Source organism: Marinobacter adhaerens HP15 (assembly GCF_000166295.1).
GTDB lineage: Bacteria > Pseudomonadota > Gammaproteobacteria > Pseudomonadales > Oleiphilaceae > Marinobacter > Marinobacter adhaerens.
In genome coordinates this window covers 1,333,210-1,348,596 of sequence record NC_017506.1, presented here as the reverse complement: position 1 = coordinate 1,348,596, position 15,387 = coordinate 1,333,210, and the positions used below count along the sequence as shown (strand labels likewise).

At 57.7% G+C, this 15,387-nt stretch carries 17 protein-coding genes; 4 read left to right on the top strand and 13 right to left on the bottom strand.

Annotated elements, in window-relative coordinates; genetic code table 11:
- The first annotated feature begins 2 nt into the window (after positions 1-2).
- The 4 genes from rsxD to nth are packed head-to-tail and all read left to right on the top strand — an operon-like array spanning position 3 to position 3,142.
- Complete coding sequence (rsxD, locus tag HP15_RS06460) at positions 3-1,052, top strand: electron transport complex subunit RsxD (RefSeq protein ID WP_041645144.1); 1,050 nt, start codon at positions 3-5, stop codon at positions 1,050-1,052.
- A gap of 2 nt (positions 1,053-1,054) precedes the next feature.
- Positions 1,055-1,756 (top strand): electron transport complex subunit RsxG, encoded by a 702-nt coding sequence (rsxG, locus tag HP15_RS06455; RefSeq protein WP_014576722.1) that lies wholly within the window; start codon positions 1,055-1,057, stop codon positions 1,754-1,756.
- A 2-nt stretch (positions 1,757-1,758) separates the two neighbouring features.
- Entirely contained in the window at positions 1,759-2,475 is a 717-nt protein-coding gene (locus tag HP15_RS06450) for an electron transport complex subunit E (protein WP_014576721.1), read from the top strand.
- Positions 2,476-2,503: 28 nt separating this feature from the next.
- A complete protein-coding gene (nth, locus tag HP15_RS06445) occupies positions 2,504-3,142 on the top strand; it encodes an endonuclease III (protein ID WP_008172868.1) in 639 nt (212 codons plus the stop codon).
- Positions 3,143-3,202: 60 nt separating this feature from the next.
- Here nth and HP15_RS06440 read toward each other — a convergent pair whose 3' ends face one another.
- The 13 genes from HP15_RS06440 to HP15_RS06380 form a co-directional block, all read right to left on the bottom strand.
- Positions 3,203-3,778, bottom strand: coding sequence for a chalcone isomerase family protein (locus HP15_RS06440; RefSeq protein ID WP_014576720.1), 576 nt, complete (start codon positions 3,776-3,778; stop codon positions 3,203-3,205).
- A gap of 205 nt (positions 3,779-3,983) precedes the next feature.
- Positions 3,984-4,979: an RNA polymerase sigma factor RpoS gene (gene rpoS, locus HP15_RS06435; RefSeq protein WP_008172872.1), complete on the bottom strand. Its 996-nt coding sequence runs from the start codon at positions 4,977-4,979 to the stop codon at positions 3,984-3,986.
- Between the two features lie 206 nt (positions 4,980-5,185).
- Positions 5,186-6,076 (bottom strand): peptidoglycan DD-metalloendopeptidase family protein, encoded by an 891-nt coding sequence (locus HP15_RS06430; RefSeq protein ID WP_014576719.1) that lies wholly within the window; start codon positions 6,074-6,076, stop codon positions 5,186-5,188.
- A gap of 210 nt (positions 6,077-6,286) precedes the next feature.
- Positions 6,287-7,276, bottom strand: coding sequence for a DUF368 domain-containing protein (locus tag HP15_RS06425; RefSeq protein ID WP_014576718.1), 990 nt, complete (start codon positions 7,274-7,276; stop codon positions 6,287-6,289).
- Positions 7,277-7,278: 2 nt separating this feature from the next.
- Positions 7,279-7,935: a protein-L-isoaspartate(D-aspartate) O-methyltransferase gene (locus tag HP15_RS06420; RefSeq protein WP_014576717.1), complete on the bottom strand. Its 657-nt coding sequence runs from the start codon at positions 7,933-7,935 to the stop codon at positions 7,279-7,281.
- Positions 7,932-8,702, bottom strand: coding sequence for a 5'/3'-nucleotidase SurE (gene surE / locus HP15_RS06415; RefSeq protein ID WP_008172880.1), 771 nt, complete (start codon positions 8,700-8,702; stop codon positions 7,932-7,934). The genes HP15_RS06420 and surE overlap by 4 nt, the downstream gene beginning before the upstream one ends.
- Before the next feature lie 11 nt (positions 8,703-8,713).
- A complete protein-coding gene (truD, locus tag HP15_RS06410) occupies positions 8,714-9,763 on the bottom strand; it encodes a tRNA pseudouridine(13) synthase TruD (protein WP_014576716.1) in 1,050 nt (349 codons plus the stop codon).
- Complete coding sequence (ispF, locus tag HP15_RS06405) at positions 9,760-10,239, bottom strand: 2-C-methyl-D-erythritol 2,4-cyclodiphosphate synthase (RefSeq protein WP_014576715.1); 480 nt, start codon at positions 10,237-10,239, stop codon at positions 9,760-9,762. The genes truD and ispF overlap by 4 nt, the downstream gene beginning before the upstream one ends.
- 26 nt (positions 10,240-10,265) lie before the next feature.
- Positions 10,266-10,967 (bottom strand): 2-C-methyl-D-erythritol 4-phosphate cytidylyltransferase, encoded by a 702-nt coding sequence (gene ispD, locus HP15_RS06400; protein ID WP_014576714.1) that lies wholly within the window; start codon positions 10,965-10,967, stop codon positions 10,266-10,268.
- A 6-nt stretch (positions 10,968-10,973) separates the two neighbouring features.
- The gene (locus tag HP15_RS06395) at positions 10,974-11,246 is read right to left on the bottom strand and encodes a septum formation initiator family protein (RefSeq protein ID WP_008172887.1); all 273 of its coding nucleotides are present in this window, start codon (positions 11,244-11,246) and stop codon (positions 10,974-10,976) included.
- 205 nt (positions 11,247-11,451) lie between these two features.
- Positions 11,452-12,747 (bottom strand): phosphopyruvate hydratase, encoded by a 1,296-nt coding sequence (gene eno / locus HP15_RS06390; RefSeq protein ID WP_014576712.1) that lies wholly within the window; start codon positions 12,745-12,747, stop codon positions 11,452-11,454.
- A gap of 124 nt (positions 12,748-12,871) precedes the next feature.
- Positions 12,872-13,717, bottom strand: coding sequence for a 3-deoxy-8-phosphooctulonate synthase (gene kdsA, locus HP15_RS06385; RefSeq protein WP_014576711.1), 846 nt, complete (start codon positions 13,715-13,717; stop codon positions 12,872-12,874).
- Between the two features lie 2 nt (positions 13,718-13,719).
- Positions 13,720-15,348: a CTP synthase gene (locus HP15_RS06380; protein WP_014576710.1), complete on the bottom strand. Its 1,629-nt coding sequence runs from the start codon at positions 15,346-15,348 to the stop codon at positions 13,720-13,722.
- Positions 15,349-15,387 lie beyond the last annotated feature (39 nt).

The following is a 15,387-nucleotide window of genomic DNA, read 5'->3' as shown; positions in this document are numbered from 1 at the left end:
CCATGGCATTTGTTCAGCAGTCATCGCCACACGCCCACAAGGCCCGGCCAACATCCCGCGTGATGTTGTGGGTTCTTATTGCGGCATTGCCTGGCCTGTTGGCCCAGACGCTATTCTTCGGCTGGGGCAACCTGATCAACGTGGTCTTCTGTATTGCCCTGGCGATCGCCTCTGAAGCTGCCCTGCTCAAGCTCAGAAAAAAGCCGGTCGCCTTCTTCATCAAAGACAATACGGCCGCCGTCACCGGCCTTCTGTTAGGTCTGTCGCTGCCACAATTTGCGCCCTGGTGGGTATCTGCGGTCGCAGTGATCTCGGCTATCGTTGTGGCCAAACAACTCTATGGCGGGCTGGGCTCAAATCCTTTCAACCCTGCCATGGTTGGTTACGCCCTGGTTCTGGTGTCTTTTCCGGTGGCGATGACGACGAACTGGGCAGAGCCCGCCATGCTCTGGGACGGTGCTCCGGGCTTTGGCGAGACCCTGGCAACCATAGCCTCCGGCCAGCAAACAGCGGTCGATGGCTGGACAATGGCAACGCCTCTTGACGAGTACAAACACAAGATCACCACCCACACAGCAACCGAGGTGCTGAACCACCCGACGTTTGGTGAGGGTATCGCCAGAGGCTGGGAATGGGTCAATGCGGCATTTCTGGCAGGAGGCCTTCTGCTCATCGCCCTGCGGATCATTACCTGGCACATTCCGGCAGGATTTCTTGGTGGGATGATCGTAATGAGCCTGGCCTTTGGCAACAATGCCGACCTCTATGCACCACTATCCCTGCATCTGCTTGCAGGCGGGACCATGCTCGGCGCCTTTTTTATCGCTACCGACCCGGTGTCAGCAGCTACGAGCCACCAGGGGAAACTCATCTATGGAGCGGGAATTGGCATTCTGATCTACCTGATCCGCACCTGGGGCAATTATCCCGACGCCGTGGCGTTCAGCGTTCTTCTGATGAATTTTGCCGTTCCTTTCATTGATCATTACACACCTCCACGCACTTATGGCCACCACAAGGCCCGTCGGGGTGTACCGGGGAGCCAGGGGTAATCATGGCTGCAGTTGCACAGTCCATCCGCCGCAGCGCCATCGGGCTCGGCCTGTTCGCCGTGATCACCGGCGGCACCATTGCCGTAACCCAGGTGGCCACGGAAGAGCGAATTCGTGAACAGGCCGCCCGCGCAGAGGCCCAGGCCCTGTATGAAATCATTCCCGAAAGCCGGCACAACAACGACCTGCTCAGGGATACGGTACAGTTGCCTGCCAGTGAGCGCCTGGCACAGCCCGGCCCTCTGAACGTCTGGGTAGCTCGACAGAACGAGCAGCCCATTGGCATGATAATGCCCGTGGTAGCACCCGACGGGTATTCCGGCAAGATTCATCTCCTCGTGGGAGTGGACATGACGGGGACCATTCTCGGAGTGAGGGTAACCAGTCACAAGGAAACGCCGGGGCTGGGAGACCAGATCGAAACCCGCAAATCCGACTGGATCAAGAGTTTCGATGGCCGCTCGCTGGGCAAACCACCGCACCGGGAGTGGAACGTTAAAAAGAATGGTGGAGAATTCGATCAGTTCACAGGCGCGACCATCACGCCAAGGGCTGTAGTGAAAGCGGTTCAGAAAGCGCTGATCTATTTTCGGGAAAACCGTCAGATTATCCGGGAGCGGCTCAACGAAGAGCCGTCACCGAGAGATAAGATCCTGAACCCTGAAGCGATTGCCGGCGAATCGTCCAATACGGAGCATTCCTGATCATGGCAACCAAATCATCGAGCGAAATCATCCGCGACGGGCTCTGGGACAACAACCCGGCCCTCGTCCAGGTGCTTGGGCTCTGCCCGCTTCTGGCCGTGACCAGTACCGTTGTTAATGCCATCGGGCTTGGGCTGGCTACACTCATGGTGCTCATGGGGTCCAATCTTGCGGTGTCACTGATTCGCAATTTCGTAAGCGAGTCTGTGCGCCTGCCCGCATTCGTCATGATCATCGCTTCATTCGTAACCTGCGCCGAATTGCTCATGCAGGCCTTTACCTATGAGCTTTATCTGATTCTTGGCATCTTCATTCCACTGATCGTCACCAACTGCGCCATCCTCGGCCGGGCTGACGCTTTTGCTTCCAGAAATCCACCACTTCCGGCACTGCTGGATGGCGCCATGATGGGCCTTGGCTTTCTGGCGGTGCTGGTTGTTCTGGGCGGCCTTCGGGAACTTATCGGACAGGGCACCCTATTTGTGGACATGCACCTGCTGCTGGGCCCCGTTGCTGCCGACTGGGTGATCCGCCCCTTCGACAACTACCCGGATATGCTGTTCATGATTCTTCCGCCCGGCGCCTTTATCGGGCTAGGACTGCTGATCGCGCTCAAAAATGGTATCGACAACTATCTGGAAGAGCGCCGCAAGGCACATGAACCAGCGCCTGTAGCAGCAGGCAGCAAGCGGGTCCGGGTTACCGGGAACGTATCCTGAGTCCGCACTTGCACAAGACTGAGAGCTGATGAACAAACAGAAACGCATTGAGATCTTCACCCGCCTCAGGGAGGCCAACCCCAACCCGACCACCGAGCTGAACTATTCCAGCCCGTTCGAGCTGCTGATTGCCGTTATTCTTTCGGCCCAGGCCACGGATGTGGGTGTCAACAAGGCTACTGACAAGCTGTTCCCGGTCGCCAACACCCCAGAGGCCATCCTGGCCCTGGGAGTCGATGGCCTGAAGGAGTACATCAAGACCATTGGCCTGTTTAACAGCAAGGCCGAGAACGTGATCAAGACCTGTCGAATCCTGATTGAGAAACACGGCGGCCAAGTGCCGGAGCGGCGGGAGGATCTGGAGGCGTTGCCCGGGGTCGGTCGCAAAACCGCAAACGTGGTCTTGAACACCGCCTTCGGCCACATGGCCATGGCGGTGGACACTCACATCTATCGCGTGTCGAACCGCACCGGCATTGCGCCCGGCAAGAACGTTCTGGAGGTGGAGAACCGGTTGATGCGCCTGGTGCCAAAAGAGTTTCTGCTGGACGCGCACCACTGGCTCATTCTGCACGGGCGCTATACCTGTACCGCCCGCAAACCGAAATGCGGCGCCTGTATCATTGAGGACCTGTGCGAGTTCAAGCAGAAACGGGATTATCTCTGAATCCGCGGCGTAAAAAAGCCGGCATCTTGCCGGCTTTTCGTTTCAGATGCCAAGCCGCGGTTAGCGCTGACCCAGCATTTTTTCCTTCAGATCCTTCTGAGCCGGCTTATCGGACAGCCAGATTCCGAACAGGGCCTTTTTAAAGGCCAGGTCGCCAACCGTGTCCTTTTGCTCGCCGTTCTTGAGGACCCGCACGCCTTCGCCCGGCAGGTACACCAGATCGAAAACGTCACCCTCGGTGATTTCTTCCTGGAAGACCGCCATAAACTGGTCCACATCCTCCTGGATAGATGCCATGTCGCCGTCGGTGGAGGCCTCGAAACCTTCCAGGGTGGCCTCTGTCATGCGTTCGCTGGTAATCATGCCGGAGATAATGTGCAGAGTGATGGCCTGGGGCTCATCTGCGTTAATCACGGCCTCACCATCGTCGATGGTCTCGGGAACGTACAGACCGCCGACATACAGGTCCATGAACCATTTGGAACGGGTACCTGCGCCATTAAGCGTGAGTTCGGTATCCATGGCGGAATAGGTATCCGGAACATCAACACCTTCCACGGTGAGTGCGGCGGCTGGAGCAGACAGCAGGGCCGTCAGCGTCAGAGACGCAAAACCGGTTGTAAGAGCCTTCTTCATAGTCCTTTCCTTTTCGATCGTTATTATTGACGTGTTTCATTCGTGCACCGGGTTTCGACACCCTTATCCCCGCCCGGTCACGGCATTCTATCAACGGCGCTGGCGGGCGGGACGCGCCCTGGTTCTCATTTGGAGCGATCCTGAAACACAAAAAAGCCGGCCAGGGATTCCCTGGCCGGCTTTGGATCGAAAGAAAAGAAAGACGTTACTTGAACAGCAGGTTTCCTGACAGGCCTTCCTTCTCCAGGATCTCACGAAGACGACGAAGCGCCTCGACCTGGATCTGTCTTACTCGCTCACGGGTCAGACCAATCTCCTGGCCGACTTCCTCCAGCGTGCTCACCGGGTAACCCCGCAGACCAAAACGGCGTGACAGAACTTCCTGCTGCTTGTCGCTAAGCTGGTCAATCCACTTCTCCAGGCAGGAACACATATTGTTGTCCTGCAGGAGATCCGCCGGATCCGAAGCCCCTTCATCCGCTACGGTATCCAGAAGCGACTTTTCGCCACCGGCACCAATGGGAGTGTCCATGGAAGCGACGCGCTCATTGAGACCCAACATCCGCTTAACGTCGGCCACGGGTTTATCGACCATTCTGGCGATTTCCTCCGCCGAGGGCTCATGATCCAGTTTCTGGGTCAGTTCCCGCGCTGCACGGAGATACAGATTGAGTTCCTTGACCACATGAATCGGCAGACGGATGGTGCGGGTCTGATTCATGATGGCCCGCTCAATGGTCTGGCGAATCCACCAGGTGGCGTAGGTGGAGAATCGGAAACCCCGCTCCGGATCAAACTTTTCCACCGCCCTGATCAGGCCAAGGTTGCCCTCTTCGATCAGGTCCAGCAGGGTCAGCCCCCGGTTCACGTAACGTCGTGCGATCTTCACCACAAGGCGAAGGTTGCTCTCGATCATCCGTTTGCGGCCGGACTCCTCTCCCTTGCGTGCCAGACGGGCAAAATAGACCTCTTCTTCCGGCGTAAGCAGGGGGGAAAAACCAATTTCGTTGAGATACAGCTGAGTGGCATCCAGCTGCTTTTGACTGGTGAAATAACGTCCCTGGGTGGGGATGTCCTCTTCTACTTCGGCCACTTCTTCGGTGGGCTCTTTTTCAACTTTCTCTTCTGCTAACAATTGATCCTCGGCATCGTCCATGTCCGATACACGATCAATGATGATGTCTTCTTGCTCTGCTGACATTTGTCTTGCCCCGCCTCTCAATAATCCTGGATGTTCGCCCGATACTTCTTGTTATTGCGGACGTCTTTGTCTTCACACTTTTTTTCTTCAGGACATTTTGTTGGTCGGCCTGTCATGGCCTTTACCGTTCTTGTTTTTCTTGCGAACGCGGTGTTTTGTCAGTGCCAGGGTGTGCGATCAGGGCAGCCTGCTGACTGCGTCATTCATTAGCGCGGCGGCAGATAATGGACTGGGTCAACCGGATTGCCATTTTTACGAATCTCAAAATGCAACATGGGTCGTTCAGCGCCACTGCTACCGAGCTCTGCGATCACCTGCCCGGCTTTCACATCCTCCCCTTCCTGCACCAGAATCTTCCGGTTATGAGCGTAAGCACTTAAATAGTGCTCGTTGTGATTCACGATAATCAGGTTGCCGTATCCAAGCAACCCGTTGCCGGCATAGACCACATTCCCGGTGGCCGCAGCTCTTACAGCATCCCCGGCTTGCCCGGCAATATCAATACCTTTATTGACTTTTCCGGATGTTGAATATCCAGCAATTACAGTGCCAACGTGAGGCCAGCGCCATTCAATCCGGGCCACGGTCTGGGTCTGGGAAGCGAGCGGCGCGCCCTTGTTCGCCGCTCTCGTCACCGCAGGTTTGGGTGCCGTGGCGGCTGTCTGTTTTGGAGGCGAAGCACGACTCGCCGTTCTCGGCGGTTGCGATCCAGACGGCTTTTTGGCAGCTGTAGTCTGACTGCCCGAGGTTACATTTCCGCGAAGATCCAGACGAATCACCTGACCCGCTTTGAGATTCCAGGGCGGACCAATGCCATTGGCGTCGCCAAGCTCGCGGTAGTCCCGACCATACCGCCAGGCTATGCTGTAAAGGGTTTCGCCGGGTTTGACGACGTGGCGGCCCCAATAGACCGGGGGATTGTAAATGTCGTCCTGGTAGAGTGCCGGCGTGTTACAGCCGGAAAGTAACAGCAGGACCATGAGGGGCAGGAGTGCAAGGCGGCTGGCCAGCACCTTTTTCGCGGGGCGATCAGGCTCTGAGGCACCGGACGGGAACCGCGGGGACGCCGGTGAAACGGCAGTGATGAGCCCACGCATGAATCTCACAGGAATAAAACTGACCCAGTTATGAAAAATCCGTATAACCGCTGTCGGTTGTCGAAGCAGTTTCTAAAGTTTTTATAGTAACTTGCTAATATATTGCACATTTTTCTCGGGAAGCCAAGTTACTGACCGACCTCCCTTGTTACCTCCAGAAACATCCGTTTTGTGCGTTAGGTAACACTCTTCGCACACAGTCGCCTCAAATCACCTCGATGGTGCGACCTCTCCATGCCGGGAACCGAGCCACTCCACCAGCAGAACGAGGGCAAAACCGGCCGCCGCCATGAGCAGGGCAAATAGCACCTGGGGATCCTGGCCGGCCTGCTCCGCAAAGGTAGAGGGCCAGATACTCGTCTCATTAAGAGGAACTTGTTCACCGGAGCTGTTGGTACGCCAACTGAGAGTCTCCTTCCAGGGCCAGACCTTGTTGAGCGCTCCAATCATGAAGCCGGTGAGCAAGGCGAGCACGAGATCATGAAAATGGTGGAACGCCCAGGTGATCAGGCGGGCGATGGATAAAAGACCCACCACGCAACCTGCCATAAACAGAAGCAGAATGCCCGCGTCCAACGATTTGATCGCGGCGAGCACGGGCGCATACATACCAATAATCACCAGGATAAAGCTGCCCGAGATGCCAGGAAGAATCATGGCGCAGATGGCCAGCGCGCCGGCACCAAAGAACGCCAGAGTGGAAGGCGCGACCTCGCTGGCAGACAGGGTGGTTATCCACCACGCGATAACAATGCCGAACAACAGCGGAACCAGCAGTGCGGGCTTGTAGTGTCGCACCTGACGCCCGACATGCCACACCGAAGCGACGATCAATCCAAAGAAAAAGCTCCAGATCAGGATCGGGTAGGCCACCAGCATATAGCTGATCCCAGATGCCAGGGTAGCAATACTGGTCAGGACGCCCGCCAGCAAGGCGACCAGAAAAGTTCCGTCACAGGCGTGCCAGAACCGACTGAACCGGCCGCGAATCAAGTCATGGAAAACTGCTCCCGGAACCGCGTTGATAGCTTCCAGGAGGCGGAAATAGATACCGGTGATGAAGGCAATGGTGCCACCGGAAACCCCTGGAACGATATCAGCGGCACCCATGGCGATTCCCCGAAGAAACACGGCTGCAGGGTGGTGGCTGCGTGCAATATCGTTTTCCAGGATTGGTTTACTTTCTGAAGAGTCGACCATGATTATCGGACAACCCCGCCCAGAAGCGGCACAAACCGGACCGGTTCCAGCTCCTTGTGATCAAAGCGATCTCCCCGCCGGGTTACCTGCACCAGCACCTGGTTCTCCTCACCGACAGGGGCAATCAACACGCCACCGTCTGCCAGTTGGGCGAGCAATTCGGCTGGAACTTCAATGGGTGCTGCGGTCACGATAATGCCGTCGAAAGGGCCACGTTCAGGCCAGCCCATGCCACCATCAGCATGTTTCAGGAACACGTTTCTGGCGTTCAGTTGTCGCAACCGGTCCCGGGCCCTGTCCTGAAGCGCCTTGATACGCTCGACGCTGTAGATTTCGGCGAACAGGCGGGAGAGCACCGAGGTCTGGTAACCGGACCCGGTGCCAAGCTCCAGGACCCGTGAGGGCCCGTGGGCAAGCATTAATTCAGTCATGCGGGCCACTATGTAGGGCTGTGACAAGGTTTGGCCGTAGCCAATCGGTAGCGATGTATCTTCGTAGGCTCTATGGGAAAGCGCCTCATCCAGGAAAATGTGCCGTGGCACCTCTCCCATAATCTCAAGTACCCGGTCCGACTCGATGCCGGCTTCCCTGAGGCGCTGAACCAGTCGCATCCGGGTGCGTCGGGAGGTCATCCCGATGCCTTCGAGCTGCGCTGTCATCCCCGCCCCTCCAGCGAAACCTCCAGGGTATCGACCCAATCCCGGAGCCGTGAGAGCGCCTCATGCCGGGTCATGTCGATGTGAACCGGGGTAACCGAGACATAACCTTCACGTACGGCATTGAAATCAGTGCCGGGACCGGCGTCACCGCCGACACCTGCCGCCCCGATCCAGTAACGCTCTTTGCCGCGAGGACAGGTCATCGGGACGGCACCCTCTGCCCGTTCCCGGTGGCCGAGGCGCGTCACCCGAATGCCAGCCAGTTCCTCCCAGGGAACATCCGGGACATTCACGTTGAGAATGGAGCGAGGCCCCAGCACCAGGGGACGCTCGTTCTCGAGCAGCACCCGGACAACCCGTGCGGCGGTCTCGTAGTGAAAGTGGCCATCGTTGACGAGGGAGACGGCAATGGCAGGAAGTCCGAGGTGGCGCCCCTCGGTTGCTGCTGCAACGGTACCGGAGTAGATAATGTCGTCGCCAAGGTTGGCGTGGGTGTTGATACCCGACACCACCCTGTCGAACGGCTCACGGAACAATCCGTTCACCGCCAGATGCACGCAGTCGGTCGGTGTTCCATCGACCGAACGAAAACCGTTGGGATGTTCCTCAACCGTCAGGGGGCGATTGAGCGTCAGGGCGTTACTGGCGCCGCTGTGATCCCGGTCAGGCGCCACGACCTCAAGCTCACCCAGTCCTTTTAAGCCATCAAACAGGGCTATGAGCCCCGGTGAATGAACGCCGTCATCATTCGACAACAGAATACGCACAGTGTTCTCCGCTAGCCTTGTTGTTCGTTGTGTCGGCCGAGGCTCATGTCCTCAAGCTCGAAAATATCACTCAAAATCGTTGTCGCGTACTGGCCGGGCGAAAGAAAAAACGCCAGCTCCAGACAGTCCTCAGCGACCCACTGCCAGGAGAGGCTCTCCGGTTTTACCGCCAATGGCCTTCGCTCCGGTTTCATCCGGGTGACCGAAAAAAGGGCGGCCAACTCCGGGGTTTGCTCGACAATGCCCCGCTCGAAGGTTTCCAGGGGCCCGGAAGCGGTGGTGCCGCCGTCACCCCACAGTGGACCTGTCGCTCCTGCCTCGGCCCAGCTGCCATCGTCTACCCGAGCTGCCAGCACCTCATTGAACAGCCAGGAGCGCGCTGCCGAAAAATACAATACGTTTTTCGAGCCGTCGCTGCCAGCTCGCTTTTTGCCACCCCGGCCTTTTCCGCCGGACCGGCCACGTCGGTTCAGGGTAGCGGGATCGAGATGCACCGCACGGTCAAGGTTAGCGCCATCATTGCCAAACCGTTGGGGGCCAAAGTAGTTTGGAGCCCCAATATCGCCCAGACGCTCCAGCGCTCGGTCAATAACCTGGTGCTCACCGGAGACGGCCCTCAGGGTAATCGTGAAGCCATTACCCCTGTGCTCCCCGCGCCGCAATTTCCGCGCCTGCCGCGAAACCGCCAGAACCGGCCAGCGTAGGCCAATCTCCCGGATCAGAGCGGTGTCCTGATCCTCGTTTCCGGGACGGTACAGACTGAACCACTGGCGGGTCACAGCATGCCTATCCTTGAGCCCACAGAAACCGACATCAAAGTGACGACACCCGGCGATCCTGGCCAATTCGCGGGCAACATACTCTGTGTTATCACCCACTTTCTCCAGTTTCAAACAAAGATGCTCGCCAATACCTGCGATTACCTCTCCCTCGACGGCCGGGCTGCTCTCCGGTAGCTCCAGCAATTCGTCGACAATGAAATCGCCCGGGGCGGTTTTCAGGCGGCCAGAGGCAATACGACCGCCGCTGGAGGTTGGCCCGTCAATGCGCCAGCTGCTCAAGATTCCACCGGTTCAAGCAGGCAGATCGCCTGGCAGGCAATGCCTTCCCCGCGCCCCGTAAAACCCAGCTTTTCCGTGGTGGTGGCTTTCACGCTGACACGACTGGCCGGCACGCCCAGATCTTCGGCAATGTTCAAACGGATGGCATCGATATGGGGTGCCATCTTGGGAGCCTGGGCAATGATTGTGGTATCCACGTTAACGACGGAGAAGCCCTCATCCTGGACCCGGTTCACAACCCGACGCAAAAGGTCCCTGCTGTCGGCCCCTGCCCACTCGTCACTGGTATCCGGGAAGAAATGCCCGATGTCGCCAAGCGCGGCAGCGCCCAGCAATGCATCTGCCAACGCATGCAGCAGGACATCACCATCAGAATGAGCCTTGAGCCCGTGGGAATGCGGAATGCTTACGCCGCCAATAATCACAGAGTCGCCTTCGCAGAAGGCGTGGACATCGAAGCCCTGACCAATACGCATAATGTGCTCCGGAACACTCCGAAAGTTCAGAATTGGCTCAGAATGAAGCCTGCCAGTGCCAGATCTGCGGGCACGGTGATCTTGATATTGTCCGGCCGCCCTTCAACCACCACCGGCATGTTACCGGAAAACTCCACCGCGGAGGACTCATCGGTCACCGGAAGGTCCCGGGCAAGAGCTGCCTCCAGAGAATCAACAAGAATACGATAGCGAAACATCTGGGGCGTCAGAGCCCGCCACAACCCCGTGCGATCAACGGTCTCAATCACTTCCGGAAGCTCAGCAGTAACGGCTTTCTTTAAAGTGTCGGCAACCGGCGAGGCAAGCAGCCCCCCGACAGGATGGCTGTAGAGCCGGTCAATCAGATTTGAAAGATCCCGGGTATCAAGGCAGGGCCTCGCCGCATCGTGCACCAGAACCCAGTCGTCATCTTTCACCTGTTCCGCCATGGCGTGCAGCGCCGACAACACCGAACCAGCTCTTTCGGAACCGCCGGTACAGGTCTGGATTCGGCTATCGCCGCTGGCTTCGGTATCCGGCCACCAATGGTCGGCCGGGTGCAATGGCACCATGCAGCCGGAAAAAGGCGCGGAATCCATGAGTCGGGAAAGGGTGATGTCGAGAATGAAACGCTCGCCAATCCGAAGGTACTGTTTCGGTTGCTCAGCCTGCATACGCTGGCCGATGCCGGCGGCAGGAACAATCAGCCAGAGTCTCGGGGAAGGCATAGACAATCAGTTTTCAACAACCAGGAAAAAGGTCTCGTCGTCTCTTATCAGGCCGAGGTTCATTCTGGCCCGTTCTTCAACGGCGCCCTGCTCGTTACGCAGATTCCTGACTTCCGCATAGAGACGTTCATTGCGGGTAGCCAGCTCGGCATTTTCTTCACGTTGCTCGGCAATGGACTGCTCCAGAGCCCATACCTGCGCAAAGCTGCCCTCCCCGACCCACAGGCGCACCTGCAGCAGGAGAATCACAACCACCATTAAGGTCCAGAGCAACTTCATTGCCGATTCCGTTCAAAATTCAATCAATCAAAATACCAACGCCGGACGTTGAGTATAGACCTTAGAGTAGATTAGCAACAAATTCTTCTAACTGCCTGTACAAAAAGGCCATCATGTCCGGAATTTCGCCCAGAACACGATGGCCTTAACAGTTTTTCGCCAATTACCGGCCAGACACTCTGCCAGAACCGGTGGGATCAGTCGATCAGCCCTGCCCTTTGATTTCGCTCAGGCCGCGGTAAGGCGCCTTACCGTCCAGCGCTTCTTCGATGCGCAGCAGCTGGTTGTACTTGGCAACACGATCCGAACGGCACAGGGAACCGGTCTTGATCTGGCCGGCGCAGGTCGCCACCGCCAGATCGGCAATGGTGGTGTCCTCGGTTTCACCGGAACGATGTGAAATCACGGCAGTGAAACCGGCATCCTGGGCCATCTTGATGGCATCGAGGGTTTCGCTCAGGCTGCCGATCTGGTTGAACTTGATCAGGATGGAGTTACCCACGCCCTTCTCGATACCCTGCTTCAGGATTTTGGTGTTGGTCACAAACAGGTCGTCACCAACCAGTTGAACCTTGGCGCCCAGTTTGTCAGTCAGCACCCTCCAGCCATCCCAGTCGCTCTCGTCCATGCCGTCTTCAATGGAGACAATCGGATATCGCTCACACAGGCCGGCTAGGTAATCGGCAAAGCCCTCGGAATCGAAGCTCTTGCCTTCGCCGGACAGCTGGTACTGGCCATCCTTGTAGAATTCGGAAGACGCACAGTCCAGGGCGAGGGTCACATCGGTACCAAGCTTGTAACCGGCCTTCTCGACCGCTTCCTGGATAACCGCCAGCGCCGCTTCGTTGGAGGGCAGGTTGGGAGCAAAACCACCCTCATCACCAACCGCTGTGTTCAGGCCCTGGGCCTTCAGCACTTTTTTCAGGCTGTGAAAAATCTCCGCGCCAACCCGCAGGGCTTCGGAGAAGCTCTTGGCGGAAACCGGCTGAACCATGAACTCCTGGATATCAACGTTGTTATCCGCGTGCTCGCCACCGTTCAGGATGTTCATCATCGGCACCGGCATGGAAAACTGGCCAGAGGTGCCGTTGATATCAGCAATATGCTCGTACAGCGGCTTGCCCAGGGAAATCGCTGCAGCCTTGGCCGCCGCCAGGGAAACTGCCAGGATGGCGTTGGCGCCCAGGTTGGCCTTGTTCTCGGTACCGTCGAGGTCCAGCATGATCTGATCCAGAGCACGCTGATCAGCCGCATCTTTGCCTACCAGTGCATCACGGATCTTGCTGTTCACGGCTTCCACAGCCTTCAGAACACCCTTGCCAAGGTAACGGGAAGCGTCACCATCACGCAGTTCCAGGGCTTCCCGGGAACCCGTGGAGGCACCTGAAGGCGCGCAGGCGCTGCCGACGGTCCCGTCTTCGAGGATAACGTCGGCTTCTACTGTCGGGTTACCGCGGGAATCCAGAACCTCACGGCCCTTGATGTTGGCAATCTTGGTCATTCTTCTCTGTCTCCAAGTTCATGTTCAAATTCGGGAGTCAGAGCGAGAGGGAACGGCCCTCTAAATCTTCGCAGGGCCGTTCCCGCTCGCTCCCATAGTCCGCGTAAAACGCCAACACCGCCAATCAGGCGGTGTCGATAGGTTTAAAGCTTTTTACCAGATCATCCACAGCTTTCACCCGCTGCAGGAAGGGCTCAAGCTGGCTGAGCCGCAAAGCACAGGGGCCATCGCACTTGGCTTTGTCCGGGTCCGGATGGGCCTCAAGGAACAAACCGGCCAACCCCTGGGACATACCCGCCAGCGCCAGGTCAGTCACCTGGGCACGTCGGCCACCGGCCGAATCCGCGCGTCCGCCGGGCATTTGCAAGGAGTGGGTCACATCAAACATCACCGGTACGTTCATGGCTTTCATGATGCCAAAGCCCAGCATGTCGACAACCAGGTTGTTGTAGCCGAAGCTGCTGCCCCGCTCACACAGGATCACCTTGTCATTGCCGGCTTCCTCGCACTTGGTGATGATGTGCTTCATTTCCTGGGGAGCCAGGAACTGGGCCTTCTTGATGTTGATCACCGCTCCGGTTTTCGCCATGGCGACCACCAGGTCGGTCTGGCGGCTCAGGAAAGCCGGCAGCTGGATGATGTCGCATACCTGCGCTGCGGGAGCGGCCTGGGCCGGCTCGTGGACGTCCGAAATAATGGGAACACCAAACTTGCTCTTGATGTCCGCCAGAATCTGCAGCCCTTTCTCAAGGCCTGGACCACGAAACGAATTCACCGACGAACGGTTGGCCTTATCAAACGACGCCTTGAAAACGTAGGGAATGCCGAGCTTGCCGGTGGCCTCAACGTAGGCCTCGGCAACCTCCATGGCCAGCTCCGGCGACTCAAGGACGTTCATGCCACCAAAGAGCACAAACGGTTTGTCGTTGGCGACGTCGATTCCCGAAACGTTTACAGTGCTCTGCGCCATGCTCAGGATCCTTTCTTACAGGTCAGTGCTGCCTCAACAAAGCCTTTGAACAGCGGGTGGCCGTCCCTGGGTGTGGAGGTAAATTCCGGATGGAACTGACAGGCGACAAACCAGGGATGATCCGGCGCTTCAACCACTTCGACCAGACGACCATCGGTCGAACGACCTGAGATCTGAAGACCGGCCTCTTCCAACTTTGGCAGGAAGTGGTTGTTGACCTCGTAACGATGGCGATGACGCTCGCGAATGGTTTTCTTGCCATAGCAGTTGGCAATGGTGGAACCTTCGGTAAGCACGCAATCCTGGGCGCCGAGACGCATGGTCCCGCCAAGATCAGATTCTTCCGTACGCTCTTCGCGCTCTCCGGTGGAATCCAGCCATTCGGTGATCAGGCCCACCACCGGCTCCGGCGTGTGCTCGCGGAATTCTGTGCTGTGAGCGTCGGTCAGACCGGCCACGTTCCGCGCGTATTCAATTACAGCAACCTGCATACCCAGGCAGATGCCAAGGTAAGGCACCTTGTTCTCACGGGCATACTGAACCGTGCGGATCTTGCCTTCCACGCCGCGCTCACCGAAACCGCCCGGCACCAGAATCGCGTCGGCATTGGCCAGCGCACCGGTGCCATCACGCTCGATGTCTTCGGAATCGATGTAGTTGATATTGACCTTGGTGCGGGTCTTGATGCCGGCGTGCAGCAGGGATTCGATCAGCGACTTGTACGCGTCGAGAAGCTCCATGTACTTGCCAACCATGGCAATGGTCACTTCCTGCTCGGGATTCATCAGTGATTCAACAACGTTGTCCCACTCACTGAGGTCCGCAGGACGTGCATCCAGGCCGAATCGTTCGATAACGAGCTGATCCAGGCCATGCTCATAGAGCATGCGAGGAATGGCGTAAATGGATTTTGCATCCTGGAGAGGAATAACGGCCCGCTCTTCGACGTTGGTGAACAGGGCAATCTTGCGTCGTGAACTGGCGTCCACCTCGTGCTCGGAGCGGCACAGCAGGATATCCGGCTGCAGACCGATAGAGCGCATTTCCTTGACCGAGTGCTGGGTGGGCTTGGTCTTGATCTCACCCGCAGTGGCAATGTACGGAACCAGGGTCAGGTGCATGAAAAGTGCACGCTGGGGACCGACTTCAACCTTCAGTTGGCGGCAGGCTTCGAGGAACGGCAGGGATTCAATATCGCCTACCGTGCCACCAATCTCGATCAGCGCTACGTCGGCGCCAGCAGCACCTTCAACGACCCGGCGCTTGATCTCGTCAGTGATATGGGGGATTACCTGCACAGTTCCGCCCAGGTAGTCGCCACGGCGCTCCTTGCGGATTACTTCCTCGTACACCCGACCGGTGGTGAAGTTGTTGCGCTTGCTCATCGGGGAGCGGATGAAGCGCTCGTAGTGGCCCAGATCGAGGTCTGTTTCCGCGCCATCCTCGGTGACAAAAACCTCACCGTGCTGGAACGGGCTCATGGTGCCGGGGTCCACGTTGATGTACGGGTCCAGCTTGAGAATAGTGACCTTCAGGCCGCGTGCCTCGAGGATCGCAGCCAGAGAGGCTGATGCGATACCTTTCCCCAAGGAGGACACGACACCGCCGGTGACGAAAATATAACGCGTCATGCAGATTCCGTGATTGTCTGGTTCGGTGAAGGAGGGAGA